Annotated in this window: 17 protein-coding genes, 6 pseudogenes and 1 riboswitch; of the genes and pseudogenes, 15 read left to right on the top strand and 8 right to left on the bottom strand. The window is 50.4% G+C overall.

Going from position 1 to position 26,857, the window contains the following annotated elements; genetic code table 11:
- Window positions 1–108, bottom strand: a pseudogene (locus tag DZ54_RS24705) (IS5/IS1182 family transposase); the annotation flags it as partial.
- 78 nt (window positions 109–186) lie between these two features.
- Entirely contained in the window at window positions 187–1,497 is a 1,311-nt protein-coding gene (locus DZ54_RS0105810) for a transporter substrate-binding domain-containing diguanylate cyclase (RefSeq protein ID WP_025673406.1), read from the bottom strand.
- Window positions 1,498–2,073: 576 nt separating this feature from the next.
- Here DZ54_RS0105810 and pykF point away from each other — a divergent pair.
- Window positions 2,074–3,485: pseudogene (gene pykF / locus DZ54_RS19470) on the top strand (pyruvate kinase PykF).
- 77 nt (window positions 3,486–3,562) lie between these two features.
- Here pykF and DZ54_RS25185 read toward each other — a convergent pair.
- Complete coding sequence (locus DZ54_RS25185) at window positions 3,563–3,703, bottom strand: hypothetical protein (RefSeq protein ID WP_164831557.1); 141 nt, start codon at window positions 3,701–3,703, stop codon at window positions 3,563–3,565.
- Window positions 3,704–3,878: 175 nt separating this feature from the next.
- Between DZ54_RS25185 and DZ54_RS19475 the strand changes: the two genes are divergently transcribed.
- The 4 genes from DZ54_RS19475 (at window position 3,879) to treC (ending at window position 8,126) form a co-directional block, all read left to right on the top strand.
- A complete protein-coding gene (locus DZ54_RS19475) occupies window positions 3,879–4,712 on the top strand; it encodes a LacI family DNA-binding transcriptional regulator (protein WP_240473926.1) in 834 nt (277 codons plus the stop codon).
- Window positions 4,682–4,834, top strand: a complete 153-nt coding sequence (locus DZ54_RS25860) for a hypothetical protein (RefSeq protein ID WP_240473927.1) — start codon at window positions 4,682–4,684, stop codon at window positions 4,832–4,834. The genes DZ54_RS19475 and DZ54_RS25860 overlap by 31 nt, the downstream gene beginning before the upstream one ends.
- A gap of 151 nt (window positions 4,835–4,985) precedes the next feature.
- Window positions 4,986–6,404 (top strand): PTS trehalose transporter subunit IIBC, encoded by a 1,419-nt coding sequence (treB, locus tag DZ54_RS0105840; RefSeq protein WP_025673408.1) that lies wholly within the window; start codon window positions 4,986–4,988, stop codon window positions 6,402–6,404.
- Between the two features lie 57 nt (window positions 6,405–6,461).
- Window positions 6,462–8,126, top strand: a complete 1,665-nt coding sequence (gene treC, locus DZ54_RS0105845; RefSeq protein ID WP_025673409.1) for an alpha,alpha-phosphotrehalase — start codon at window positions 6,462–6,464, stop codon at window positions 8,124–8,126.
- A 68-nt stretch (window positions 8,127–8,194) separates the two neighbouring features.
- On the opposite strand, the gene ilvN is transcribed toward treC, so the two are convergent.
- From ilvN to DZ54_RS19485, 4 genes and pseudogenes are all read right to left on the bottom strand, one after another.
- A complete protein-coding gene (gene ilvN / locus DZ54_RS0105850; RefSeq protein WP_025673410.1) occupies window positions 8,195–8,692 on the bottom strand; it encodes an acetolactate synthase small subunit in 498 nt (165 codons plus the stop codon).
- Window positions 8,692–10,410 (bottom strand): acetolactate synthase 3 large subunit, encoded by a 1,719-nt coding sequence (locus DZ54_RS0105855; protein ID WP_025673411.1) that lies wholly within the window; start codon window positions 10,408–10,410, stop codon window positions 8,692–8,694. Before DZ54_RS0105855 ends, ilvN begins: the two co-directional genes overlap by 1 nt.
- Before the next feature lie 693 nt (window positions 10,411–11,103).
- Window positions 11,104–12,075, bottom strand: a complete 972-nt coding sequence (locus tag DZ54_RS19480; RefSeq protein ID WP_240473928.1) for an MJ1255/VC2487 family glycosyltransferase — start codon at window positions 12,073–12,075, stop codon at window positions 11,104–11,106.
- Window positions 12,072–12,610 (bottom strand): annotated as a pseudogene (locus DZ54_RS19485) (phosphatase PAP2 family protein). Before DZ54_RS19485 ends, DZ54_RS19480 begins: the two are co-directional and overlap by 4 nt.
- Window positions 12,611–13,139: 529 nt before the next feature.
- Here DZ54_RS19485 and leuA point away from each other — a divergent pair.
- The 9 genes and pseudogenes from leuA (at window position 13,140) to thiQ (ending at window position 22,244) form a co-directional block, all read left to right on the top strand.
- The gene (leuA, locus tag DZ54_RS0105875; RefSeq protein WP_025673412.1) at window positions 13,140–14,702 is read left to right on the top strand and encodes a 2-isopropylmalate synthase; all 1,563 of its coding nucleotides are present in this window, start codon (window positions 13,140–13,142) and stop codon (window positions 14,700–14,702) included.
- Window positions 14,703–14,704: 2 nt separating this feature from the next.
- Window positions 14,705–15,798 (top strand): annotated as a pseudogene (gene leuB, locus DZ54_RS19490) (3-isopropylmalate dehydrogenase).
- Window positions 15,799–15,819: 21 nt separating this feature from the next.
- On the top strand, window positions 15,820–17,241 hold the full coding sequence (gene leuC / locus DZ54_RS0105885) for a 3-isopropylmalate dehydratase large subunit (RefSeq protein WP_025673413.1): 1,422 nt from the start codon (window positions 15,820–15,822) through the stop codon (window positions 17,239–17,241).
- An 8-nt stretch (window positions 17,242–17,249) separates the two neighbouring features.
- A pseudogene (gene leuD, locus DZ54_RS19495) lies at window positions 17,250–17,851 on the top strand (3-isopropylmalate dehydratase small subunit).
- A gap of 139 nt (window positions 17,852–17,990) precedes the next feature.
- A complete protein-coding gene (locus DZ54_RS0105895; protein WP_025673414.1) occupies window positions 17,991–18,782 on the top strand; it encodes a DUF547 domain-containing protein in 792 nt (263 codons plus the stop codon).
- A gap of 38 nt (window positions 18,783–18,820) precedes the next feature.
- A riboswitch (TPP riboswitch) is annotated at window positions 18,821–18,922 on the top strand.
- A 42-nt stretch (window positions 18,923–18,964) separates the two neighbouring features.
- Entirely contained in the window at window positions 18,965–19,960 is a 996-nt protein-coding gene (thiB, locus tag DZ54_RS0105900) for a thiamine ABC transporter substrate binding subunit (RefSeq protein WP_025673415.1), read from the top strand.
- A complete protein-coding gene (locus DZ54_RS27670) occupies window positions 19,953–20,240 on the top strand; it encodes a hypothetical protein (RefSeq protein WP_476707452.1) in 288 nt (95 codons plus the stop codon). Before thiB ends, DZ54_RS27670 begins: the two co-directional genes overlap by 8 nt.
- Window positions 20,237–21,439, top strand: coding sequence for a thiamine/thiamine pyrophosphate ABC transporter permease ThiP (locus tag DZ54_RS19500; RefSeq protein ID WP_476707453.1), 1,203 nt, complete (start codon window positions 20,237–20,239; stop codon window positions 21,437–21,439). Before DZ54_RS27670 ends, DZ54_RS19500 begins: the two co-directional genes overlap by 4 nt.
- Before the next feature lie 106 nt (window positions 21,440–21,545).
- A complete protein-coding gene (gene thiQ / locus DZ54_RS0105910) occupies window positions 21,546–22,244 on the top strand; it encodes a thiamine ABC transporter ATP-binding protein (RefSeq protein WP_025673416.1) in 699 nt (232 codons plus the stop codon).
- Between the two features lie 39 nt (window positions 22,245–22,283).
- On the opposite strand, the gene DZ54_RS0105915 is transcribed toward thiQ, so the two are convergent.
- A complete protein-coding gene (locus DZ54_RS0105915) occupies window positions 22,284–23,657 on the bottom strand; it encodes a PhoH family protein (RefSeq protein ID WP_025673417.1) in 1,374 nt (457 codons plus the stop codon).
- 315 nt (window positions 23,658–23,972) lie between these two features.
- On the opposite strand from DZ54_RS0105915, the pseudogene rapA reads away from it, so the two are divergent.
- Window positions 23,973–26,727 (top strand): annotated as a pseudogene (rapA, locus tag DZ54_RS19505) (RNA polymerase-associated protein RapA); the annotation flags it as partial.
- Between the last annotated feature and the right edge of the window lie 130 nt (window positions 26,728–26,857).

A 26,857-nucleotide genomic window follows, 5' to 3' on the forward strand; every position in this document is an offset into this window, starting at 1 on the left:
TCCTTCAAAGGTCATTCTATGTTCAGATTTATTATAAATGCGGCCAGTGTTCTTCATTACTTGAAGTAGCTTTTGCCACCGCTTATCAGTTAGCATGAGTCTCGGCATGGTATGGCGTTACAGTTTGTTTTTGGCGAAAGAGATTATAACGCCTTATCATGCCGTTCAAAAAACAATCACGAAAGATCAACACGCCCTAGCAATGATGGCACCAATACTGACCGTCACACGTATCTCAGCACCGTCGAACTCAAAGACACTATCCGCCACATCGCAGCGAATATGGTTCGCGATGTCAATCAAGGCGTCTAAATCTGGCGTTGGGCATAGGACACAAAACTCTTCGCCACCCAAACGGGCCGCCGCCCCCTTTTTCACTAGCCGCTTTAGGTAGCTCGCAAGGTGCACTAATACTTTATCGCCTTGCATATGCCCGTAGGTATCATTGACCTGCTTAAAGTGGTCGAGATCGATCAGGATCAATCCCATTTCTTGCTGACGGTTGAGTTTAGGCTTTTGGCGTGAAAAGTAAGCGTCTAGACCACGACGATTTAACAACTGAGTTAACGGATCCGTATTAGCAAACTTTCGCAGACGTGAATTGGCTTGGCGCAGGGCCACAGTACGCTTATACACCATGCGTTTTAAGATAAAGATATAGGTGATCGCGCCCAACAGCATCACAAGCGCGACACTGGGGATAAGCCAAGTGGGGTACGCTTCTACTCGTTCGGTATTAATCCATTTTTGCTTAATACGCAGTAGCTCTTCCGCAGGGATATTATCAATTCCCTCGCGTACCTCGTTAAGTAGCCTTTGATTGCCTTTTGGCACTGCTGCATAAATCGGACGCGTATATAGCACTTGATCGGCCACAAACGCGAGGGGTTTACCTTGCGTCAAAAAGTAAAAGTTTGCGGTTTGGCTATCCGCGACTAACGCACTGATTTCGCCATCAAGTGCTGCGCTAAATAGCGTTTCATTACTTCTAAAGCGTTTTTGCTTCACATTGGGATAGTGTTCGACTAAAAACCAAGACTCGTAACTGCCGGCTACCACGCCCACCACTTTGCCTGCAGCTAAGGGGTCTTTACTGACCTGCCCCGATTGATTCTCCACGTACAGTGAGCCGTTGGTATTAAAAATGGGGGCCACATAGTCTAAATAGGTTTCACGCTCGGGGGATTTAAGTAATCCCCCGTGAACGCGATTGCCGCCCTCTTTCATGTACGAAAGAGAATCAGACCAGTCAACCAACATAAACTGAATCGACGTGTGATTGTATTTCGCGTACGCCTGCCAAAAGTCGATCAATAAGCCTTTAGGTTGGCTTTTCTTGGTGAGATAACTGTACGGTTTCCACTCAGATGAATGTGCAACGACTAATATGTCTTTTTCTTCTGACAGATACGCATCGTCAGCCCATGCAAACGTACTCGCATAGGTGCAGGCTAAAAGCAGTATTCCTGTCAAAATCCGAAAAGTACGCGCAAACATTATTAGACAGTCCATAGAAAGAGTCTTGATGGTAGATAAATTCTTACAGAACGCAAAAGACTTAATAAAAAAGCATGATCCAGTTCAAATTGGAAGCTAGATCACACCATATAGTGTCAAGTTAGACATTAACGGTATAGAAAGTAATCAAAAGAGAATACGTCATATGGTAAAGGTGGAAACATCAACAGAAAGCGTAATCAATGCAAAAATATCTTCATCCGCGACCCGTCAGTCACTCTGTTGTAATGATTTAAATCGGCATTTGTGGTAAATTTACGCGCTCCAATGAGGAAAAAGGATCTAAATGATTGGGGCGCGAGCTTCAAGATTTTCCGATCGATAACGGCTTTATTGCCCGTGATCAACATAGATCGCCGCAGACAATCTATACTCACAAGCGATAAACAGTGATGTTACCCCAGCGTTCATGGTTGCGGTAACGCCATTGAAAAATGCAAAGGTTTTGCTTTCACAGCCACTAAAGCAAAAAGTGCGTGGTAAAGTTACACTTTTCAGTGTGTTGTGAGAAAGCACCAAGCTTATGTTTCAATTTTTGACCGGAGAAATGTGTCGATGAAAAAGACCAAAATCGTATGTACGATTGGCCCAAAAACCGAATCTGAAAAGATGCTGACCCAGCTCGTTGAAGCGGGCATGAACGTCATGCGTCTTAACTTCTCACACGGTGACTACCAAGAGCATGGCGCGCGTATCACCAACCTGCGCAATGTGATGAAGCAAACCGGCAAACAAGCCGCTATCTTGCTGGACACTAAAGGGCCGGAAATCCGAACGGTAAAACTAGAAAATGGCGACGACGTCATGCTAGAAGCCGGTCAAACCTTCACGTTTACCACAGACACCTCTGTGGTAGGCAATAAAGATCGCGTTGCAGTCACTTATGAAGGTTTACCTCAGGATCTAAAACCGGGCAATACTGTCCTGGTCGATGATGGTCTACTTGAGATGGAAGTACTAGAAACGACTGAAAAAGAAGTGGTTTGTAAAGTACTGAACAACGGTGAGCTGGGCGAAAACAAAGGTGTTAACCTGCCAGGCGTTTCCGTTAGCTTCCAGCATTGGCCGAAAAAGACAAGTCCGATCTTAAATTCGGCTGTGAGCAAGGCGTTGATTTTGTCGCGGCCTCGTTCATTCGTAAAAAAGAAGACGTGGAAGAAATCCGTGATCTGCTCGCTCAAAACGGCGGCAGTGATATCAAAATCATCTCTAAAATTGAGAACCAAGAAGGTGTCGACAACTTTGACGCCATCTTAGAAGCCTCAGACGGCATCATGGTTGCGCGTGGTGACCTGGGTGTTGAAATCCCCGTTGAAGAAGTGATCTTCGCACAGAAGATGATGATTGAGAAATGTAACCGTGCTCGCAAGCTGGTCATTACCGCGACGCAAATGTTGGATTCAATGATCAAAAACCCGCGTCCAACCCGTGCAGAAGCCGGTGACGTGGCTAACGCTATCATGGATGGTACTGATGCAGTGATGCTGTCAGGTGAATCCGCAAAAGGTAAATACCCACTGGAAGCGGTCAGCATCATGGCACAGATCTGTGCGCGTACCGATCGTCAAATGTCACCGTCGCTGGGCGCTCATCTCGATAGCGATCGTCTACGCATCACCGAAGCGGTCTGTAAAGGTGCGGTAGATACGTCGCAAAAACTGGGCGCACCTTTGATCGTGGTCGCCACCGAAGCGGGCAAGTCAGCGCGTTCAGTACGTAAGTACTTCCCAACCGCGAACATCATCGCGGTGACCACCAACCCCAAAACAGCCGCGCACTTGTGTCTGACTAAAGGGGTGACACCCGTGATGATCGAAAGCATCGACAGCACAGATGAGTTCTACCGTCGTGGTAAAAACCTCTCACTCGAATCTGGCCTAGCAAACAAAGGCGATATCGTGGTGATGGTGTCCGGTGCATTAGTCCCTTCAGGCACAACCAATACTACATCAGTGCACGTGCTGTAGTAATTGATCGCACCTATATAGCAAAAGCTATAGCAAAACCTACGCCTCGACTATGTCGGGGCGTTTTTTATCCGCGCTTACCAGTGGACAATTTCTTTGAAGTGCGTTTTGATCAGTACCGCTAACGGCACCAAATAAATCGCGCTTAATTTTAATGCCATAATAGCCAGCGTGAGTGTTGTTGCTCGGACTAAGCATTTATTGACTGTTTGTACCACGATAGACCTCACTTCATTACTAATAAACAGCGGCGCTCACTCTTCGCACTGCTCAAAAATCAGGCGATAGTTTACAAATTAATCAATAAATCGCAAGTAAGAATCACGGCTGGTATCATTGCGGCCAGCGCAAAAAGCACTAAGCGGCTGATTGATCAATATCATAGAGAGCATCATGACCAAACCACTCACCATCTTAGATATCGCCCGTCTCGCCGGGGTGGGAAAATCAACCGTATCCCGTGTGTTAAATAATGATGTACGCGTTAAGGACACCACGCGCGCTAAAGTCCAAGGGGTCATTGACCAATACGATTTTTTACCCTCGAAATCAGCACGTGCGATGCGCGCCCAGCGCAGTGGTGTCGTAGGAGTGATTGTCGCGAAGCTTAGTTCCAACTCCGAAAATACCGCCCTCACTGGACTGCTCAATACGCTCTATGCCAAGGGTTACGATGCGGCGATTATGGAAACCCAATTTTCGCAACAAAAAGCGCAAGCGCACCTTGATGTGCTAAAGCGCCGCAATGTTGACGGTATTATCTTTTTTGGCTTTTCTGGATGTGATCTCTCTGCGCTGGCGCCTTTTGCACATCATTGTGTGGTACTTGCTGTCGACAGTGACGACTACGCCAGTGTCAGCTATGACAACCAAGGGGCTGTCACACAAGTTATGACACATTTTTATGCACAAGGTCTGCGCCACATTCACTTTCTCGGTATTGATGAACACGATGAAACCACGGGTCGTGCTCGGGCCCATGCCTATTATTCGTTCTGTGATCACCACCAGCTACCTGCTCGTTTGCATCGCTGTGAGATGAGCCTACACGCCGCCTATGAGGCAACGGAATCATTGATTGATAGCCAGACTCAAGCGATTGTATGTGCGTCTGACACCCTCGCGCTTGGCGTCGCTAAGCGGTTACAAACCTTGACCGAGAAGACATCGCCATTGGCGGCATCGGTAACCATGACATGCTACGCTTTATGTTCCCACGCGCGGTGAGTGTGGAGCTGGGCTACCATCAAGCGGGACAACATGCTGCCGAGTTACTGCTCAAGCAACTGGATGATGATGTCTCGGCAATCACGCATTGGACACAGCCTTGTCATCTCGTGGTGCCCTAGCTTTTCCTCTACACGGTTAATCAAGCAGTTATAAATTTCTGTGTGATGGTTTTCAAACTATGCGAACGATTCCAATGCCAAACGGATTAGTTCAATTCATAATCAGTGGGAACGTTACCAATGAATACCCGACAGCAATACAGGATTGCTTATGAGCCAGATAGATAAAAAAGCCATTGACCAACTGGTCACTCATATTGGCGGCAAAGACAACATTGCAACCGTGAGCCACTGCCTTACCCGTTTACGGTTTGTCCTCAACGATCCAGACAAAGCAGATGTCGCCGCGATAGAATCGATTCCCATGGTAAAAGGTTGTTTTACCAGCGCCGGGCAGTTCCAAGTGGTGATTGGCACCAACGTTGACCAAGTGTTTGCCCTACTAGAAAAGCAAACCGGCGTTGACGGCCAATCAAAAGACGATGCTAAACAAGCGGCTCGCCAAAACATGAGCCTGACTGAGCGTGCGATTTCACACCTTGCGGAAATTTTTGTTCCCCTTCTCCCCGCGATCATCACCGGGGGGCTGATTTTAGGCTTTCGGAATGTGATTGGCGATATCCGCATGTTCGATGGCAAAACCCTGATAGAAATCAGTGAATTTTGGGCCACGGCTCATGGCTTTTTATGGCTTATCGGCGAAGCGATCTTCCACTTCTTACCCGTTGGGGTATGTTGGGCGACCGTGAGGAAAATGGGCGGCACACCGATTTTGGGGATCGTGCTGGGTATTACCCTAGTTTCTCCTCAATTAATGAATGCTTACCTTATTGGTAAACAAATGCCCGAAATATGGGATTTTGGTTGGTTTTCGATTGAAAAAGTCGGCTATCAGGCTCAGGTGATCCCAGCCATGTTTGCGGGGATGGCCTTAGCGTATATTGAAACCCAACTAAAACGTATTATCCCTGATTATTTGTATTTGGTGGTGGTGCCTTTTGTGGCGCTGCTTACCTCGGTTATCTTGGCGCACACCTTAATTGGCCCATTTGGCCGCGAGATTGGTAACGGCGTGGCTTTCTTGGCTCGCACTGCCATGACCGGTGATTTCGCCTATATCGGCGCGGCGCTGTTCGGTTTCCTCTATGCGCCGTTGGTGATTACCGGTGTTCACCACACCACTAACGCGGTGGACTTGCAGCTGATGCAAGAAATGGGCGGGACGCCAATCTGGCCACTGATTGCGCTATCCAACATTGCACAAGCCTCTGCCGTAGTGGGTATTATTTGGGTGAGCAAGAAAGAAAACGAGCGCGAAATCTCCGTGCCTGCGGCCATCTCCGCCTACCTTGGCGTCACAGAACCGGCTATGTACGGGATTAACCTACGTTACAAATTCCCGATGCTATGCGCCATGGTTGGCTCGGCCCTTGCCGCGATTGTTTGTGGTCTATCCGGCGTGATGGCCAACGGCATTGGTGTGGGCGGCCTGCCAGGTATCTTATCTATCCAGCCACAATTTTGGGGTGTCTACGCGGTCGCGATATTGATTGCCGTGATTGTGCCCATTGCACTCACCGCCTTTATGTATCGTCGCCAGGCAAGCAAAGGTAAATTGGCTGTCGTCTAATTCCCATTCTGTCCGCGGGGAGCGATCCCCGCTTTAATTCGCGTTAAGAGAGACATTATGCACGCACATCCCTGGTGGAAAACGGCCACCATCTATCAGATCTATCCGAAAAGCTTCCGTGATACCACACAAACAGGGACAGGTGATCTGCCGGGCATTATCGAAAAACTGGACTACTTTTCGGTCTTGGGCATCGATGCATTATGGCTAACCCCCATTTATGTATCACCACAAGTCGATAACGGCTACGACATTGCCGATTACTACGCGATTGATCCCAGCCTTGGCACCATGGATGACTTCGACACCTTGCTCGCTGAAGCGCACAAACGCGATATCCGCATCGTCATGGATATTGTGATTAACCACACCTCGACCGAGCACCCCTGGTTCCAATCTGCGCTGGCGAGTAAAGACAGCCCCTATCGCGACTACTATATTTGGAAAGATCCGGTTAACGGCGGCGCACCCAACAACTGGCAATCAAAATTTGGCGGTAGCGCTTGGCAGTGGCATGGGCCAACGGGTCAGTATTACCTGCATTTATTTGCCACCGAGCAAGCCGACCTTAACTGGGAAAACCCAGAGGTGCGGGCGGCGGTCAAGGCGGTGATGGCTTTTTGGGCGGACAAAGGCGTGGACGGCTTCCGACTCGACGTGATCAATTTGATCTCCAAAGATCAGTTCTTCCCTGATGATCACCAAGGTGATGGTCGCCGCTTTTATACCGATGGCCCCCGCGTTCACGAATTCTTGCAAGAGATCAGCCGCGATATTTTTCAGCGTTACGGGAGCGTTACCGTCGGCGAGATGTCGTCCACCACCCTTAAGCACTGTCAGCAATATTCCGCGCCCGATGGCAAAGAGCTCTCCATGGTGTTTAACTTCCATCATCTAAAAGTCGATTACCCAAACGGCGACAAGTGGCGGCTCGCGCCGTTTGACTTTTTAGGCCTAAAACAGCTTTTCCGTACTTGGCAACACGGCCTGCATCATCAAGGCTGGGGGGCGCTGTTTTGGTGTAACCACGACCAACCGCGCGTGGTCAGTCGTTTTGGCGATGACCGCCGCTATCGGGTGGCGTCCGCTAAAATGCTCGCCACTGCGATTCATATGCAGCAGGGCACGCCGTATGTGTATCAAGGAGAAGAAATAGGCATGACCAATCCTGGCTATCAGCGCATTGATGACTATCAAGACGTCGAAAGCCGCAACATGCACCGTCTGCTGTGTGACCAAGGGATGCCCGAAGGGGAAGTGCTGGCGATCCTTGCCGCCCGCTCGCGCGACAATTCACGCACGCCCATGCAATGGGATAGCTCAGACAACGCCGGCTTTAGCCAAGGCACACCCTGGCTGAAACCGGCGCCTAACTATGTTGACGTCAATGTCGATACCGCACTGGCGGATAAAGACTCGGTGTTCTATCACTACAAAAAATTGATTTTACTGCGCAAAACCCTGCCAGTGATCCGTGAAGGGGATTATCAGGACTTACTGCCTGACCATCCACAGTTGCTGGCTTATCGTCGCGACAATGGTGATAGCCAACTGATGGTGATTTGTAATTTTTATGGCCAAGCGGTGACAGCCACCCTGCCTGTCGCGCCTGCGCCTAATGCAGAGTTAGTCAGCCATAATTATCCGGATGCCAAACCTTTAATGCCCGACATGCAACTGGCGCCGTATGAGGCTTTGGTGTATGTGATAAACCCCACCTAGCACATATAAAAAATGGCACGCCTTGGCGTGCCATTTTTGGTTACCGTAATCATCATCTGTTGCATAGGCTATTGCCGCAACGCTCGCTCGCCGCGTGCAATCCCCACCACACCACTGCGCGCCACCTCAATGATCTCGGTGATTTCTCCGACCGCCCGAATAAAGGCATCCAATTTGTCACTGTCACCGGCCAACTGCACGGTATACAGCGAGTGGGTGACATCGACGATCTGACCACGAAAAATATCGGCGGTACGTTTCACCTCCGCACGGGCAAAACCACTGGCTTTGACTTTCACCAAGGCCAGTTCGCGCTCAATATGATCGCTTTCGGTGACATTACTCACTTTAAGCACATCAATCAGCTTATGCAGATGTTTCTCAATTTGCTCACGATCCGCGTCGCTCACCACCGAGGTTGTGATATTTAAGCGCGATAAGGTCGCATCATCGGTGGGTGAGACAGTGAGCGATTCAATGTTATAGCCACGTTGAGAGAATAAGCCCACCACGCGCGACAACGCACCCGGCTCGTTTTCCATTAAAACAGATACAATACTGCGCATTAGGTTCTCTCCGTTTTGCTCAACCACATTTCATTCATCGCCCCGCCGCGGACATGCATCGGATAGACATGCTCAGTTTCATCGACATGGATATCGACAAACACCAAGCGATCTTTCATTGCAAGGGCCGCTTCTAAGCCTGCTTCGAGCTCTGACGGATGATTAATTCGCATACCAACATGTCCATAGGCCTCGGTAATTGCAGCAAAATCCGGCACCGAGTCCATGTACGAATGCGAGTGACGACCTTGATAAATCATGTCCTGCCACTGTTTGACCATGCCGAGGAAACGGTTGTTAAGGTTAACAATCACCACCGGAATATCGTATTGCAGCGCGGTGGAGAGTTCCTGAATATTCATCTGAATACTGCCATCGCCCGTCACACACACAACTTGGGCATCCGGCAACGCAAACTTCACCCCCATCGCCGCCGGCAAGCCAAAGCCCATGGTGCCCAGGCCCCCCGAATTAATCCAACGACGCGGTTTATCAAACGGATAATAAAGGGCGGCAAACATCTGGTGTTGGCCAACATCGGATGTCACATAGGCATCGCCATTGGTCAAACGATAGAGCGTTTCGATCACTTGCTGCGGTTTAATCCGCTCCGGATCGGTGGCGTACTTTAAGCACTGGCGTTCACGCCATATTTGAATATTGTGCCACCAAGTACTAATAGCATCACTGTCGTTACTGCCACCCTGCTCCACCAGCAATTTGAGCATGCTATTGAGCACAGAATCTGCGGAGCCGACAATAGGTATATCAGCAGAGACGGTTTTGGAAATGGTCGATGGATCCACGTCAATGTGCATGATGGTGGCATCTGGACAGTATTTTTCTAAGTTATTGGTGGTACGATCGTCAAAACGCACCCCAATCCCAAAGATAAGATCAGCCTGATGCATCGCCATATTGGCCTCATAAGTGCCATGCATCCCCAACATACCGAGTGAGTGATCATGGGTACCGGGAAAGGCACCGAGTCCCATCAAGGTACTCACTACAGGAAGGTTCAAGCTTTCTGACAGTTGGCGAATTTGCTCCCCGCAATCGGCCATGATCGCGCCGCCACCTACATACAATACCGGCTTTTTCGCTGCCAGTAGCGCTTTTAAGCCACGCTTAATCTGTCCTTTATGGCCGGTTGTCGTCGGGTTGTAAGAGCGCATTCGAACACTGTCTGGGTATTGATACGGATACTTTTGCGCTGGGTTGACCATGTCTTTCGGAATGTCGACGACCACAGGTCCTGGACGCCCGGAAGCTGCAAGATAAAAAGCTTTCTTAACGATATTAGGAATGTCTTCTGCGCGCTGGACTAAAAAACTATGTTTCACCACAGGGCGGGAAATCCCTACCATATCGCATTCTTGAAAGGCATCGTTACCAATCAAGCTGCTCATTACCTGTCCGGAAAAAACCACCATCGGGATTGAATCCATGTAGGCAGTGGCAATCCCAGTGATAGCATTGGTTGCACCTGGACCAGAAGTCACCAACACGACACCCACTTCACCAGTTGCACGCGCATACCCATCAGCCATGTGCACGGCGGCTTGCTCGTGGCGCACTAACACATGATCAATACCGCTTTTTTCATGTAATGCGTCGTAGATATCCAGCACTGACCCGCCTGGATAGCCAAAAATATGTTTTACGCCTTGATCGATCATGGAGCGCACGATCATCTCGGCACCGGATAACATTTCCACTCTACGCCTCCCTGTATGCATAGTTAGGGCTTACTTTTAGCCTAATCCAGCCCCTTACACTTAGATGTACTGGTGGTGTGATCACACGGACATCAAAACCAAATACTGGCGGTAAGGCGGCGTTAGATTGTTCGTTGGCTCGCCTCGACAGAAGCTATCTCCAATGTAACGTTTTATTTGCAAAACTGTCTATTAGCTAACCAGTATTTACATTTAATCACTAGATGTTGAGTGTATGTTGCTGGATTACGCTGACGTAGGAGGAGTAAACCGGAGAGATCCACTACAAAGGCATTATTTTTCCGAATTTATTATTAACAGAAAACTCAAAAAACGCTGATAAAATGGCACGTTGAGGGGTGTTTTCTTATCCATGAGAAAAACTGAACTTGTCATTGTGTTATTCGCCTTAAAAATACTATTGATGCGGCGTTGACAGCGAATCAATGAATACGAACGGTGTCGAATGATCGCCCGACCTATCGGGTAAATACACCTTGAATAGGCAGGGGATATACCCTGAACAGACTCAAAATATCCACTACCGCATTAACCGCTGTAGCCGCAAAGTATGCTGCCCTGAGGGCATCGGTGAGCGGTTAAAGTCTAATAGAGATTCTTCAATCAACTCGGGATAATCCACATGTGCCCACAAATGGTGAAACAGACTTCTCGTCTGGTTTAGCTCGCCTTTCACCAACCACTCTGCCAGTGCTTGCGCCACATTGGATAATGAATGATTCCAATATTGGGAGCATGTAGCCATTCACGTACCGACGCTGCATCTAAACTCGCCATGCTGTGTGCTAAACCGAGCTGGGTCAGTGTTGCGACATTACTCAATTGTTCAAACTGACCGGCCAACGGCTTGACGAGTAACTTTTTCCCCATACTCAGCGCTTCCGAGGCCAGTTCAAAGCCACCGTTTGCGATCACGCCCTGACAACGGTGCAGTGCGGCATGAAAGATTTCTTTGCCTAACGGCATCAGCGTGAGGTTTTCCCGCTCGGTTGGCGCGCTAACATCTGGATGAAAACACACAAACGCTTGGTTAAAGCGTAATAACAGTTCACTCACGGCGTCTAACGACTCAAACGGCAAATAAACCAGAATGAAGGCGTTATCTTGAACGACCGTCGTATTCACAGCCGTATCAGTATCAATAATAGGCGGTAAGATGGGTTGATTAAAATGATACCAATGTAAACCAATCGCATAATCTGTGGGGGCAAAATAACGCATGATAAGGCGGTTTGTTAGGGTCTCACCCTGTTTCGGCACAGCATGCAAAAACGCCGCTTGATGACTAATCGCCACCGACGGCACGCCTTGTCGACGCGCGGCCCACGCGGTAATGGGCTCAAAATCAGAGATGACCTTGTCGTATCCGGTCACATCAAGCTCACGAATATCACGATACAACTGGCAAGCATGGCTATTTTTGACGGTATCGAGCAACGCAATTTTGCCATTACGGCTGGCAAAACTCATCCCGGTAAAGGTGCGATAGTCCCCAAACATCGCCATATCAAAATAACGATCCGCAGGCCGGCCAGAGAATACAAAATCAACGTCCACGTTATAAGGTTCTAACGCCCTGGCCATGGCTCTTGCCCGGGAGATATGGCCATTTCCCGTCCCTTGAACACCATATAAAAGCTTCATTGAATACCTGTCATTCCGTAAAGATCGAGAGTGATGCTATGTGCCAACGTCGCGCACATGAGTCCTAACCCAGCGCCAACAACAATGTCGGTGACAAAATGCACCCCCAGTAACACCCGAGAAATACCGATCAAGCTGGCCCAGATAAACACCAAAAGGGTTAACGAAGGGAAAAAAGTGCTAAGCAAAGCGGCCATCAAAAAAGCGGCGGCTGTGTGACCAGATGGCATACTGTAAAGATCGGAAGGCGTGATAAAAGCAGGGAGCTTTGAAGGGCGCGCGCGCCGAAAACTGCGTTTGAGTACCAATAAATGGGTAGCTCGATGGCAAATGCGGTGAGCCCTGTGAGCAAAAACCATAGTCCTACCGCCTCTTGCAGCCACCAAGCGCTGAAGCCAATCACCAGATAAAGTGGCCCATCACCCGAATGCGAAACAGCACGGGCAACTTTGGCGGTGTCAGCGCTAAAGCGGTGAGATAAGCACAGTGTCGACACCGTATGGTCAAAGCGTTGAATCGCGGTAAAGCTTCTCATCCTGCCTCCCAATGCGACGAGCTGATGGGTAAACTCTAGTTAGCGGGTATGACAGGTCGGTGACGTTCTATGGTCATATTGATGAATTTATCGCACCTCAATGCCCCAGGTGAACACGGCACCTTAGGCCACAAAAAATAATGCAAAGCGAATAAAGCCACCGCAACCAATAGTGAAAAAAACCAAACAAACACCCTAAAAGCAGTTCAATTCACCGCTTTTTTAGCTTTGTATTGCGCAGAAAACGGGTTTTGTTTTTTTCAGATTGACGCTTTCCCCATCGCTCTGTTATTTCTGGTAACAGAATATTTACTGACGGACATCAGCATGACCCTGTTTCACCTACGCCTCATTCTCCTCCTTATCGTGACCCAGTCGCGCGGGTAGGTTTTGGGCAGAAAACAGTCAATGCCAAATCTCAAAAACCGCGCCAGACGCGGGTTTTTTTGTATCTAATGTCGCCAAAATAAAACATCGCGCCGATAAAAGAGCCATGACGGCGGCCAGCAAACACAACAGGGAGTTACTCATGAGCGAGAACAGCCAAGTCATTCTGTTTGACACCACATTACGTGACGGCGAGCAGGCGTTGTCGGCAAGCTTAACTGTCAAAGAGAAGCTGCAAATCGCACAAGCCTTGGACCGCTTGAAGATAGACATTATTGAAGCCGGTTTTCCTGTGTCATCACCCGGCGATTTTGAGTCCGTACGTACCATTGCGCAGCATATGCAACATGCTCGCGTCTGTGCCTTGTCTCGCGCGGTGCCTAAAGACATTGATGTGGCCGCCGAATCCCTCAAAGCCGCCGACGCTTTTCGTATCCACACCTTTTTGTCCACCTCCACGATTCATGTCAAAGACAAGCTTCGCCGCAGCTACGATGACGTGGTAGAGATGGGAGTGCGTGCGGTCAAACATGCGCGCCAGTATACAGATGATGTGGAGTTTTCCTGCGAAGATGCCGGACGCACACCCATCGATAACTTGTGCCGTATGGTCGAGGCGGCAATTGATGCCGGTGCCACTACGGTCAATATCCCTGATACTGTTGGTTACACCGTTCCCAGTGAGTTTGGCGATATCATTGCCAACTTATTCAACCGCGTGCCCAATATCGATAAAGCCGTGATCTCTGTTCATTGTCATGATGATTTAGGCATGTCGGTCGCCAACTCCATTGCTGCCGTGCAAGCGGGCGCACGCCAAGTGGAAGGCACCATCAATGGTATCGGCGAGCGTGCAGGGAACTGTGCGCTAGAAGAAATTGCAATGATCTTAAAAACGCGCGCCGACTTATTGGGCGTGGAGACGGGCTTAAACCACACTGAAATTGCCCGCACCAGCAAGCTGATCAGCCAGCTTTGCAACATGCCCATCCAGCCCAATAAAGCCGTGGTCGGCACCAACGCGTTTAGCCACTCTTCAGGCATCCACCAAGATGGCATGCTGAAAAACAAAAACACCTACGAAATCATGACCCCAGAGTCGATTGGTTTGGGGAAAAAATCCTTGAATCTTACCAGCCGTTCCGGCCGTGCCGCGGTGAAAAGCCATATGGATAATCTTGGCTATAGTGAACAAGACTATGATTTGGAAACCTTGTATCAGTCATTCTTGCAGCTGGCGGATCGCAAAGGCCAGGTGTTCGATTACGACTTAGAAGCCTTGATGTTCTTCAACAACCTCAAAGAAGAGGACGACTTCTATAAGTTGAATTATCTCGGCGTGCAATCGGGCAGCTTAATGGCCACGACCAGCATCAAATTACAATGCGGTGAAGAAGAAAAACGCGAGGCAGCGATTGGTAACGGCCCGGTCGATGCCTTGTATCAGTGCATCTATCGCATTACCGGTTATGACATTGAACTGGATAAGTTCGATCTGACCGCCAAAGGCGAAGGGGAAGACGGTCTCGGTCAAGCCGATATCATCGCCAACTATAAAGGCCGCAAATATCACGGCACCGGGGTGTCGACCGATATTATCGAAGCCTCCGGTGAAGCTTTGTTAAACGTGATCAATGCCATTTATCGTGCCGATAAAATTGCCCAGATTAAGGAACAATCCCACTTAAAACAGGAGACAGTATAACCATGGCCAGCGCACATCAGATTGCTATTTTACCCGGTGACGGTATCGGCCCCGAAGTGATCGTTCAAGCTGAAAAAGTGCTTGATGCGGTAAGCGAGCGTTTCTCACTCACCTTGGAACGTCAGCATTATTCTGTGGGGGGCGCTGCGATCGACGCTCATGGTTCACCACTACCCGCGCAAACGCTGGCTGGGTGCGAAAAAGCCGATGCGATTTTATTTGGCTCCGTCGGCGGCCCCCAGTGGGAGCATTTACCCCCAACCGAACAACCGGAGCGTGGTGCCTTGCTACCGTTACGCAAGCACTTTGGCCTGTTTTGTAACTTGCGCCCCGCCCAGATCCACACCGGATTAGAAGGCTTTTGTCCACTGCGTGCAGACATTGCCGATAAGGGATTTAACATCGTAGTGGTACGCGAGCTAACCGGCGGGATTTACTTCGGTGAGCCCAAAGGCCGAGACGGTGAAGGCGACCAAGAAAAAGCTTTTGATACCGAGGTCTATCATCGCTATGAGATTAAACGTATCGCACATATCGCGTTTCAATCCGCCCAGCTTCGCAACCAGCAAGTGTGCTCAATCGATAAAGCCAACGTGTTGCAAAGCTCGATACTGTGGCGCGAGGTGGTAGAAGAAGTCGCAAAAGACTATCCGGATGTCAGCTTAAGCCATATGTATATCGACAACGCGACCATGCAGCTGATTAAAGACCCGTCTCAATTCGATGTGATGCTGTGCTCCAACATTTTCGGCGACATCATCTCTGATGAGTGCGCATGATCACAGGCTCTATGGGCATGCTGCTTCAGCCATGTTTGAACGCGAGTAAATTTGGCTTGTATGAGCCCGCTGGTGGCTCCGCGCCCGATATTGCCGGTAAAAACATCGCCAATCCCGTGGCACAAATTCTATCTGCCGCGCTAATGCTACGTTATTCATTGGGCGAAGAAAACGCGGCTTGTGCAATTGAGCACGCGGTGAGCCAAGCCTTGGCAGCCGGTGAGCTGACCGCTGATCTGGCAGGTAACCATCCTGCCCTGAGTACCGAGCAAATGGGCGATCGTATCGCCGCCTATGTCCGCCAAGGCGCAGAATAATTACCCGTAAGGATACGAGCTATGTCGAATGCAATCCCCCAGCAAGGCGCTAAGACCTTGTACGAAAAAATTCATCAAGCCCATATTGTCACCGAGCAGCCGGGCGAAGCGCCGCTGCTGTACATCGACCGCCACTTAGTGCATGAAGTGACTTCACCACAAGCGTTTGACGGCCTGCGTGAGAAAGGCCGTTCAGTGCGCCAAGTGAGCAAAACCTTCGCTACTATGGATCACAATGTTTCCACCGAAACCAAAGACATTAACGCGTCAGGGGAAATGGCGCGCATCCAAATGGAAACCTTGGCCCAGAACTGCGAAGAATTTGGCGTCATCCTGTATGACTTAAACCATCGTTACCAAGGTATTGTCCATGTCATGGGACCTGAATTAGGGATTACCTTACCGGGCAATACCATCGTCTGTGGTGACTCTCATACCGCAACCCACGGCGCTTTTGGTGCACTGGCCTTTGGCATTGGCACCTCAGAAGTTGAGCACGTGCTCGCCACCCAAACGCTCAAGCAATCACGTGCCCGCACCATGAAGATTGAAGTGACGGGCAAAGCCGCTCCTAGCATCACCGCCAAAGACATCGTCCTGGCGATTATCGGCAAGGTTGGCCATGCCGGCGGCACCGGCCATGTGGTGGAATTTTGCGGGGAAGCCATTACTGATTTGTCCATGGAAGGACGGATGACGGTGTGTAACATGGCGATCGAGTTAGGCGCTAAAGCCGGCTTAATCGCGCCAGATGAGACCACATTCGCTTATTTAAGAGATAAAAAGTTTTCGCCTAAAGGTGAGCAATGGCAGCAAGCGGTCGATTTTTGGCAAACCTTACGCTCGGACCCCGACGCCCCGTTTGATCGCGTGGTGACACTCGATGGTAGCCAAATTCATCATCAAGTCACCTGGGGCACCAACCCCGGTCAGGTGGTCAGCGTACACGACACTGTACCGGCCCCTGAGCAGATGACGGATCCGATCGAGCGTCACTCGGCCGAGCGCGCCTTGAAATACATGGGGCTAACCGCAGGCCAAGCTATGACGGATATCCAGATTGATAAAGTCTTTATTGGCTCATGCACCAACTCACGGATTGAAGACATACGTGCGGCGGCGGCGGTCGCCAAAGGACGACATGTCGCTGCCGGTGTGCACGCCATGGTGGTGCCGGGCTCAGAGCAAGTACGCGCGCAAGCGGAGCAAGAAGGGCTCCATGTCATTTTCCGCGAGGCGGGTTTTGAATGGCGCCTGCCCGGCTGCTCAATGTGCTTAGCGATGAACAACGATCGTTTGGGCCCCAAAGAGCGCTGCGCATCCACCAGCAACCGCAATTTTGAAGGACGCCAAGGCCGGGAAGGCCGCACTCATTTGGTCAGCCCAGCGATGGCCGCTGCGGCCGCGATTACCGGCCATTTTGTCGACGTTAACCAATTATAAGGAGGCTTATGTCAGGCATACACACTCATACCGGCATTGTAGCCCCTTTAGATGCGGCCAACGTCGATACTGATGCGATCATCCCTAAACAGTTCTTACAGAAAGTCACCCGCACTGGGTTTGGTCAGCACCTGTTTCACGACTGGCGCTTTCTGGACGATGCGGGCAAGCAGTCTAATCCCGAGTTTGTACTCAACCAAGCGCGCTACCAAGGCGCAAGTGTTTTGCTCACGCGCGAGAACTTTGGCTGTGGCTCATCACGCGAGCATGCGCCGTGGGCACTGGATGATTACGCTTTGCGGTGATCATCGCCCCCAGCTTTGCCGATATCTTCTATGGCAACTGCATCAATAACCAAATTGTCCCGGTCACCCTTGAAGAGACACAAATCGACACGTTGTTTGCTTATGTGGCGGTAAATGAAGGCGCGACCGTGACCCTGGATTTGCCCGCACAAACTGTCCGAGCCGGTGAGCACTGCTTTGCCTTCCAGATGGATGATTTTCGCCGTCATTGCCTGTTGGAAGGGTTAGATAGCATCGGCCTGACGTTGCAGCACGAAGCGGAAATTTCCCTCTTTGAGCAACAGATCCCCAGCTTCTTGACGTAAACCCCTCCACGCATTGATAAAACGCTGCCTCAGCAGCGTTTTTTTATCGCTATATTCTGTTTTTTATCCCAAGATGAAACGACTAGGATCTTGCTTTGGTCTAGTCTATACAGACGTTTGATATCAATAGGGAATGGCGATGCTACAGCGTTTAACACTTCTACTCGGATTACTTTTACCTCTGATCGCACACGCAGCCCCTAAAGCGGATTATTGGGCAATGTGGGATGCCCATAACCCTGACAGCCAAGCCACCTTTACCCATCACAGCTGGCAAGTGTTACTCGATAAGTATTTGCAATCTCAGGGGCAGCATACCTTATTTAACTATGCGGCGGTCACGGATGACGACAAAGCAACCCTCAACCATTACATTGACATGCTCACCGCGCGCGACCCGCGCACTCTGACCAAAGACGAGCAATACGCGTATTGGGTCAACCTCTATAATGCGGCCACGGTAAAGCTGATTATAGAAAACTACCCCGTTAGCTCCATCACCAAACTCGGTGGGCTGTTTAGCTTTGGGCCTTGGGATGACGACGTCGTGTCGGTTGCCGGTGAGCCGCTTACCTTGAATGATATCGAGCACCGGATTTTGCGCCCCTTATGGCCAGACCCTCGCACCCATTATGCGGTGAACTGCGCAAGCCTAGGCTGCCCGGATCTTCAACCACAAGCCTTTCAAGCCGATACCTTGGACACACAGTTAGAACAAGCGGCCTACGCCTTTATTAACAGTGATAAAGGCGTCGCCAAGCAGGGCGACCGATGGGTGCTATCATCCATTTATGACTGGTTTCAGGCTGATTTTGGTGGCGATACACAAAGCGTGATCGCACATATCAATCAATACCGAGACACAGCGCTGCCCAAGGATGCACGCATCGATTACGACTACGATTGGGACCTCAACCAACCCCGAGACTAAAAGGCTTGGTTAACACTAAGCCAATCAGTACAATAACGACGTACTCATTGGGGAGCCTCACGGCTGAGATTGCGCCCAGCGCTAAACCCATCGAACCTGATCCAGCTAACACTGGCGTAGGGATTGAGACTTGATGTTGCCATCAACTTGCCTCAACACCCACGCCCACTTAGGAGCGTGCTGTGAAAGTTATTACCTCTGTTCTCACTCTGGTTTCTTTATCGCTGTTATCACTCAGCGCCCGTGCCGCCGATCCTCTGACGGTCTATACCTATGATTCCTTTATCGCCGACTGGGGCGCAGGGCCAAAAATCAAAGCCGAATTTGAAAAACGCTGTGACTGCCAATTAGAGTTTGTGTCTCTTAATGACGGGGCCGCCCTGCTTAACCGCTTACGTATCGAAGGCAATACTACCCAGGCTGATATTGTATTGGGTATGGATACCAACTTAATGAAAGAAGCCGAGCGTAGCGGCATTGTGGCAGAACATGCGGTCAATACTGAGCGGCTACAAGTGCCTGGCGGTTGGGATAATAAATACTTCATCCCTTATGACTATGGCTACTTTGCCTTTGTGTATGACACCACCCGCTTGTTGGATCCGCCCAAAAGCCTAAAAGATCTTATTGAAGATCGTGATGACATCAGTGTGATCTATCAAGATCCTCGCATTTCAACAGTTGGCCAAGGCTTGATGCTGTGGATCCAAAAAGTGTACGGCGATCAGAGCAAGCAGGCATGGCGTGATCTCGCGGACAATACCATTACCGTGACGAAGGGATGGACCGAAGCGTACAACATGTTCCTCAATAAAGAAGCAGACATGGTGCTCTCATACACGTCCTCGCCCGCCTACCATCTGGTCGCTGACGATGATGACCGCTTTGCCGCCGCGATGTTTGAAGAAGGTCACTATATGCAAATTGAGGTAGCGGCTAAGTCTGCTTATACCGACCAACCTGAGCAAGCTGATGCGTTTCTACAGTTTATGCTCAGTGACGCCGCACAGTCCGTTATCCCAACCACACAGTGGATGTATCCGGTGACGGATATCCGCTTGCCTGACGCCTTCTATACGCTAGACAAGCCAGAAGAGAGCCTGTTGTATCAGCCCGAAGAAGTGATGGGTAACCGTCAGCAATGGGTGCGCGACTGGCAAACCGCGTTGGTTGAATAGCGCCGATGCTCAACCCTTCTCGAACCTGGCCGGGCAGTCTCGCGGCCAGCTTGGTCGTGTTATTAATTGGGAGCGCACTCTGGCGCTGTTCTTGCACAGCCACGACCTCGATCTTTCCGCATTGTGGCAAGATGCCTATCTGCGTCATGTCACGCTTTTTAGCTTTAAACAAGCCACCTTATCTGTGGTGCTCAGCGTTGGGCTCGCCATCCCTGTCGCCCATGCCCTGGCTCGGCGACAATTCCATGGAAAGCCTGGCTGCTCAAACTGTTTGCCATGACCCTGGTGCTGCCAGTATTGGTGGGCGTGTTTGGATTGGTTGCCATCTACGGCCGCAGCGGTTGGATTGCACAAGCTTTCGCGCAATTTGATGCTGCGATGCCATTTTCTATCTATGGCTTAAGCGGCATTTTGCTTGCGCATGTTTTCTTTAATCTGCCTTTTTCGGCCCAATTAATGGTGCAGGCCTTGGAAGGGATCCCGCCGGATCAACGGCGCCTAGCAACCCAGCTTGGTCTCAGAGGCTGGCCACGCTTTCGTCACCTGGAATGGCCGTATTTGCGTCAAAGCTTGCCGCATATTATCGGTTTAGTTTTTATGTTGTGCTTTACCAGTTTTGCCACGGTAATGGCACTCGGTGGCGGTCCAAAGGCAACCACCATTGAATTGGCTATCTATCAAGCCATTCATTTTGATTTTGACTTACAAACCGGTGCCGCTCTGGCGCTGTGGCAAATGCTCTTGTGCGGCACCTTTGCTTTTATTGTGCAAACACTGACGCGACCGATTGCCAATACCCCCAGCGAAGTGCAGCCGCTGCCATTGGCACTCGATAGTCGCACTGCGAAGTGTTGGGACAGTCTCTGGATTGCGCTGACTTTATTGTTGGTTCTACCACCTCTCGGGGTCGTGATCGCTCGTGGCCTTAACCCTAGTGCGTTAATTGTGCTGAGCGACACGGCATTATGGCAAGCCACCATGCATTCACTGCTTATCGCAACCGGGGCGACCGCCTTGGCCTTCGTATTGGCTACCTCTGTCATCTTAGCCAGTCGTCATTGGCGCTTGAACGGGCGTAAAAAACAAGCGAATAGCATTGAAACCTTAGGGGCGATAATTTTGGTGGTACCCAGTATTGTCCTCAGCACCGGGCTTTTTTTACTGTTCCGCCAGTTTAGCGATGTGTTTAGTTTAGCCTTATGGCTGGTGATGACCGTCAATGCGCTGATGGCGTTGCCCTATTTGATAAAAGTACTGAGCGCGCCCGCCTATCAACTTGCCCAGTCCTATCACAATCTTTGCGCGACCTTAGGGCTAAAAGGTGTTAACCGTCTACGTCTTATCGAATGGCAGTGTTTACGCGCCCCCATCGCGCGCGGCGTGGCGGTGAGTTTTGTGTTATCGATGGGTGATCTCAGTGCGATTGCACTTTTGGCAGCCAAAACTTTCAAACCCTGCCGCTCTATTTGTTTCGCTTGATGGGAAGCTACCAAATGGACGCAGGCGCTGCCGCTGCCATGCTATTACTGCTCACCAGTTTGGGTTGCTATGCCCTAATCACTCGTCTGATCCAATGGAGACATGCATGCTGACGCTTTCCAATGTCCACTATCGTTACCAGCAAGATTGGATGATCTTTGACACCCAAATAGCCCCTGGAGAGATTGTGGCTGTGCTCGGACCCAGCGGAGCAGGCAAAAGTACCTTATTATCACTGATTGCTGGCCTGATCGCGCCAGATAGTGGCGAGATCACCATTGATGGCAAACCGGTCACCACGACGCCTGCCCACCAGCGGCCACTGTCTATCTTGTTTCAAGAGCACAATGTCTTCACCCACTTGTCAGTATTCGACAACATGGCGATTGGCTTGTCTCCCTCGCTTAAACTCACGGCTACACAGCAAGAGGCCGTGCGCCATGCCGCACACGCGGTGGGGTTAACCGATTATTTGTCGCGTCTGCCCGGTCAACTTTCGGGCGGCCAACGCCAACGCATTGCTTTAGGTCGAAGCATCGCACGCAATCAGCCACTGCTGTTATTAGATGAGCCTTTTTCTGCGCTCGATCCCGCGCTTAAAAAAGACATGCTTGCCTTGGTCAAACGCACCGCTCAAGAGCAAGGGACCACCGTGGTAATGGTCACGCACCACCCCGACGATGCACAAGCGATTGCTAGCCAATTCATCTATCTGGATAACGGCCAAATCCAGCTTCACGATACGGTGAACGTCCTCAGCGAACCACCCACCGTAATGCGTGATTATATCGGTGTCACGGGTTGAACCCAATGAATGGCGGCATTGTTGCCGCCATCTTGATGGTTAAAGATTCTCTTCTGCAAACTCAGCCAGCCGGCTTCGTACCACCCCGTTGAGGTACACGCACGCACTCCCCTCAAAGTTTTTAAACCGCTCGACAATGTAAGTTAGCCCGGATGTTACCGGTGTCAAATAGGAAGAGTCAATTTGCGCTAAGTTCCCCGAACACACCAGTTTGGTGCCCTCACCACAGCGAGTGATGATGGTTTTCAACTGAGAGGCGGTGAGGTTTTGACACTCATCCAAAATCACAAAGGCATTTTGAATCGAGCGTCCACGCATAAAGTTAATCGATTTAAACTGCAGGTTCGCTTTTTCCATGATGTAACGCATCGAGCCGTCGGTACATTCATCATTCATGTGCAACGCTTCGAGGGTATCGGTCACGGCGCCCAGCCATGGCAGCATTTTCTCTTCTTCTGTCCCGGGTAAAAAACCAATTGATTCGCCAATATCTGGCGTGTTGCGGGTGACAATGATCTTATCGTACATGCCCTTTTCCACCACTAACTCGAGCGCCGCCGCCATCGCTAAAATGGTTTTACCGCAGCCCGCCGGCCCTGTCAGGATGGTTAAATCGATGGTGGGATCAAGCAACGCATCCATCGCCATGCCTTGATAAATATTTTTCGGTTTCACGTCCCACGCTGACCGATGCATGAGTCGCTCACGACTCAAATCTTTGATCACGGCGCTATCGCCATCCAGGGTCTGAATCCTGGCGGCAAAGTCGTCACTTTCATCCAATAAGTACTGATTCACAAACGGGGTTTCTAGTCGCTCCGAAGGCAAAGTATGCCGGGTTTCTGTGCCATACGCTTGGCTGTTGCACTCACCAACTTTATCCCAAAAATTGCCGGTAAATTGATGGAAGCCCTTGGTTAACAATCGCACATCATCAATAAGCTGATCTGTGCGATAGTCTTCAACATACATCACGCCCGCCCCTTTGGCGCGTAAACGCATGTTAATGTCTTTGGTCACTAACACCACTTTGCGCGGTGATCGCTTGGTTTGTAAGTGAAGCACAGCATTTAATATGCGGTTATCGCCCGCTTTATCGGCAAACGCATGGACGGTCTCTTTAATCTCAAAATCGGCAAGAATGGACACCGTCCCCGTCGCATCGCCTTTACCGACCACAATGCCCTCACCAATTTCATCGGGCGTGGCTTCTTTAAAGATATCTTCCAAGGCGCGAATCGCCACGCGGGCATCCCGTGAAACATCACGTTTGCTATCTTTAATACGGTCAAGTTCTTCGAGGACGGTCATGGGGATCACGACATCGTGTTCTTGGAAGGAATAGATGGCGAAAGGTTCGTGGAGGAGAATGTTGGTATCTAGTACAAACAGCTTCCGGTCGGCGTCGCCCATAGGCACCTCCTGTGTCGGCAATTCACTGTCGATGACAGCGCTTAAAGTAAGCGTAGACCTGGTCGTTGCGCATCGCCCAACTTGTTTTACTGTGCCAGCTCACGTTTTCATCTTTGCCGTGCTTTAATGACGTTTGTATGTCAAACCCGTCTTTACGGCGATTGATTGAGTTTCATCGTGACCCTCTTCACAAGTTCGAGTACTATTGGCGACCAATTTTTTCAGTGCCACACTGAATAACACACTATTTAATCGGGTTGCGTTTGCGCGGCACCGAGTCTTTCGACAATCGAGTTAATTCAGAGGTTTTCCCTTATGTCATTTGCGCTTGGACAACGTTGGATCAGTGATACGGAGCATGATCTTGGACTGGGCACTGTGGTGTCCGTTGATGGCCGTACCGTGACCCTAATGTTTCCTGCTAGTGATGAAACGCGGCTATATGCGAGTCATGATGCGCCCGTCACTCGCGTCATGTTTAACCCTGGTGATGAAATAGAAAGCCATGAAGGATGGACCATGACCGTGACTCGGGTTGAGGAAGCCGATGGCGTATTAACCTATTACGGCTATCGCGAAGACACCGAGGAAGACGAGGTGTCACTGCGTGAAATCTTACTCAGCCATCAGATCCGCTTTAACAAACCGCAAGACAAACTCTTTGCCGGTCAACTCGACCGCATGGATCGTTTTGCGTTGCGTTATCGGGCATTAACCAATCAGCATCAGCAGCTGCGTAGCCCTCTGCGGGGATTAACGGGGATGCGCGCTGGATTAATTCCTCATCAGCTTTACATTGCCCATGAAGTGGGCCGTCGTCATGCACCACGGGTTTTGCTTGCCGATGAAGTCGGCTTAGGGAAAACCATTGAAGCGGGAATGATCATCCACCAGCAAGTGCTGGCAGGCCAAGCGGAGCGCGTACTAATCGTAGTTCCAGAAACCTTGCAGCATCAGTGGTTGGTCGAGATGATGCGTCGCTTTAATCTACACTTCTCTATTTTCGACGAAGAGCGCTGTGTCGAGGCCTTTGCTGACGCGCCCAATCCGTTTGATACCCAGCAACTAGTGTTATGCTCACTGGAATTTTTACGCAAAAATCGGCGTCGCGTCGAGCAAGTTTGTGACACCCATTGGGACTTATTGGTAGTGGACGAAGCACACCATTTAACCTGGACGCCGACAGCACCTAGCCGTGAATATCAGATTATCGAAAGCATTGCTGAGCATACCCCTGGGGTGTTGTTGCTCACCGCGACGCCTGAGCAGTTAGGTCAGCAAAGTCATTTTGCGCGCTTACGTCTGCTCGACCCCGATCGTTTTTATGATTACGACACCTTTGTCGAGGAAGCGGAACAGTATGCCCCCGTCGCCGAGGCCGTTGAAGCGCTGCTTGCCGATACCCCGTTAAATAATGAAGCACAACGTAGCATTCGCGCGCTATTGCAACGTGACGACCTTGATGGACGCTTCAGCGCCATTGATAGCGATGATGACGCAACCAAGCACGCCGCTCGCCAACAGCTGATTGATGATTTAATGGATCGCCACGGTACCGGGCGCGTCTTGTTCCGTAACACGCGGGCTGCCATCAGTGGCTTCCCAAGCCGGCATCTGCACATGCACCCTATGGCGTTACCGAGCCAGTATCAAACCGCCATGCGGGTTGCTGGCATGATGGGAGGCACCAGTTCTAGCGAGCAAAAAGCGGTACAAAATCTTTATCCTGAAGATATTTATCAGCAATTTGAGGGCGACAGTGCCAGCTGGTGGGGCTTTGACCCGCGTATCGATTGGTTGCTGGATTATTTAAAAACCCATCGCAGCGACAAGGTACTGATCATTTGCTCGCGCGCGCAAACCGCACTGACGCTGGAGCAGGCCTTGCGCGAGCGCGAAGGGATCCGCGGCACCGTGTTTCATGAAGCATGTCGATCGTTGAGCGCGATAAAGCAGCCGCGTACTTTGCCCAAGAAGAAGGCGGTGCACAGGTCTTGATTTGCTCTGAGATTGGCTCAGAAGGGCGTAACTTCCAGTTTTCCCATCAGCTGGTGATGTTTGATTTGCCGATGAACCCCGACTTGCTCGAGCAGCGCATTGGTCGCCTTGATCGTATTGGTCAGCGTCAAGATATCGCAATTCATGTGCCTTACCTGGAAGGCACAGCGCAAACCATTTTAGCGCGTTGGTATCACGAAGGGCTTGATGCCTTTGAAGATACCTGCCCAACCGGCCGTGCGGTATTTGAGCAATATGGCGAGACATTGTTAACCTTGCTGGCTAACAACCAACACGATGAGGCGCTGGACGCACTGATTAACGATAGCGCCACCATGAATCAACGCCTCAAAGCAGAGATGGAGCAAGGTCGCGATAAACTGCTCGAAATGCACTCACATGGCGGGGACGCGGCTAAGCAGCTGGTGCAAACTATTGCCGATCAAGATGGCGATACAGGCCTTGTCACCTTCACGCTTGGCCTGTTTGATACCATCGGCGTTAATCAAGATGATAAAGGTGAAAACGCCATCGTGGTAAAACCGTCAGAGCAGATGATGGTACCCAGCTATCCAGGCCTGCCAGCGGATGGATGCACACTGACCTTTGACCGCGATACCGCACTCAGCCGCGAAGATGTCCAGTTTGTCTCTTGGGAGCATCCGATTGTGCGTGGTGGGATTGATCTCCTGCTAAGCGAGAACATTGGTACCACTGCAGTCTCTTTGCTGAAAAATAAAGCGCTGCCCGTGGGAACCTGTTTGTTGAGCTGATTTACACCATTGATGCACAAGCCCCTAAATCCTCGGGGATTCATCGCTTTTTGCCACAAACGCCAGTGCGATTGCTTTTGGATGCGAACGGTAACGATCTCTCAGCCAACGTTGAGTTTGAATCGTTTCACCGCCAGCTCAGCCCGGTGAATCGTCATTTAGGCAGTAAAATGGTCAACTCAATTCAGGCCCAAGTCCACCAGCTGATTGAGAAAAGTGAGCCATTCGCGGAAAAAGCACTGAGCGAGATCCAAACTGCCGCCCATCAAGAAATGGAAACCGAGCTCAAACAAAGCCTTGGCACGTTTAGAAGCAACTGAAAACGGTTAATCYRMMKAWCCGWRATKATKASCCAGCCAGTACGTCCGACCATTAAGAAGGAGGCCTTGGAGAACCTTGCCCCAAAAGGGGCAACCAACCTAAGGGGGG

This window comes from Salinivibrio socompensis S35 (genome assembly GCF_000513715.1).
GTDB lineage: Bacteria > Pseudomonadota > Gammaproteobacteria > Enterobacterales > Vibrionaceae > Salinivibrio > Salinivibrio socompensis.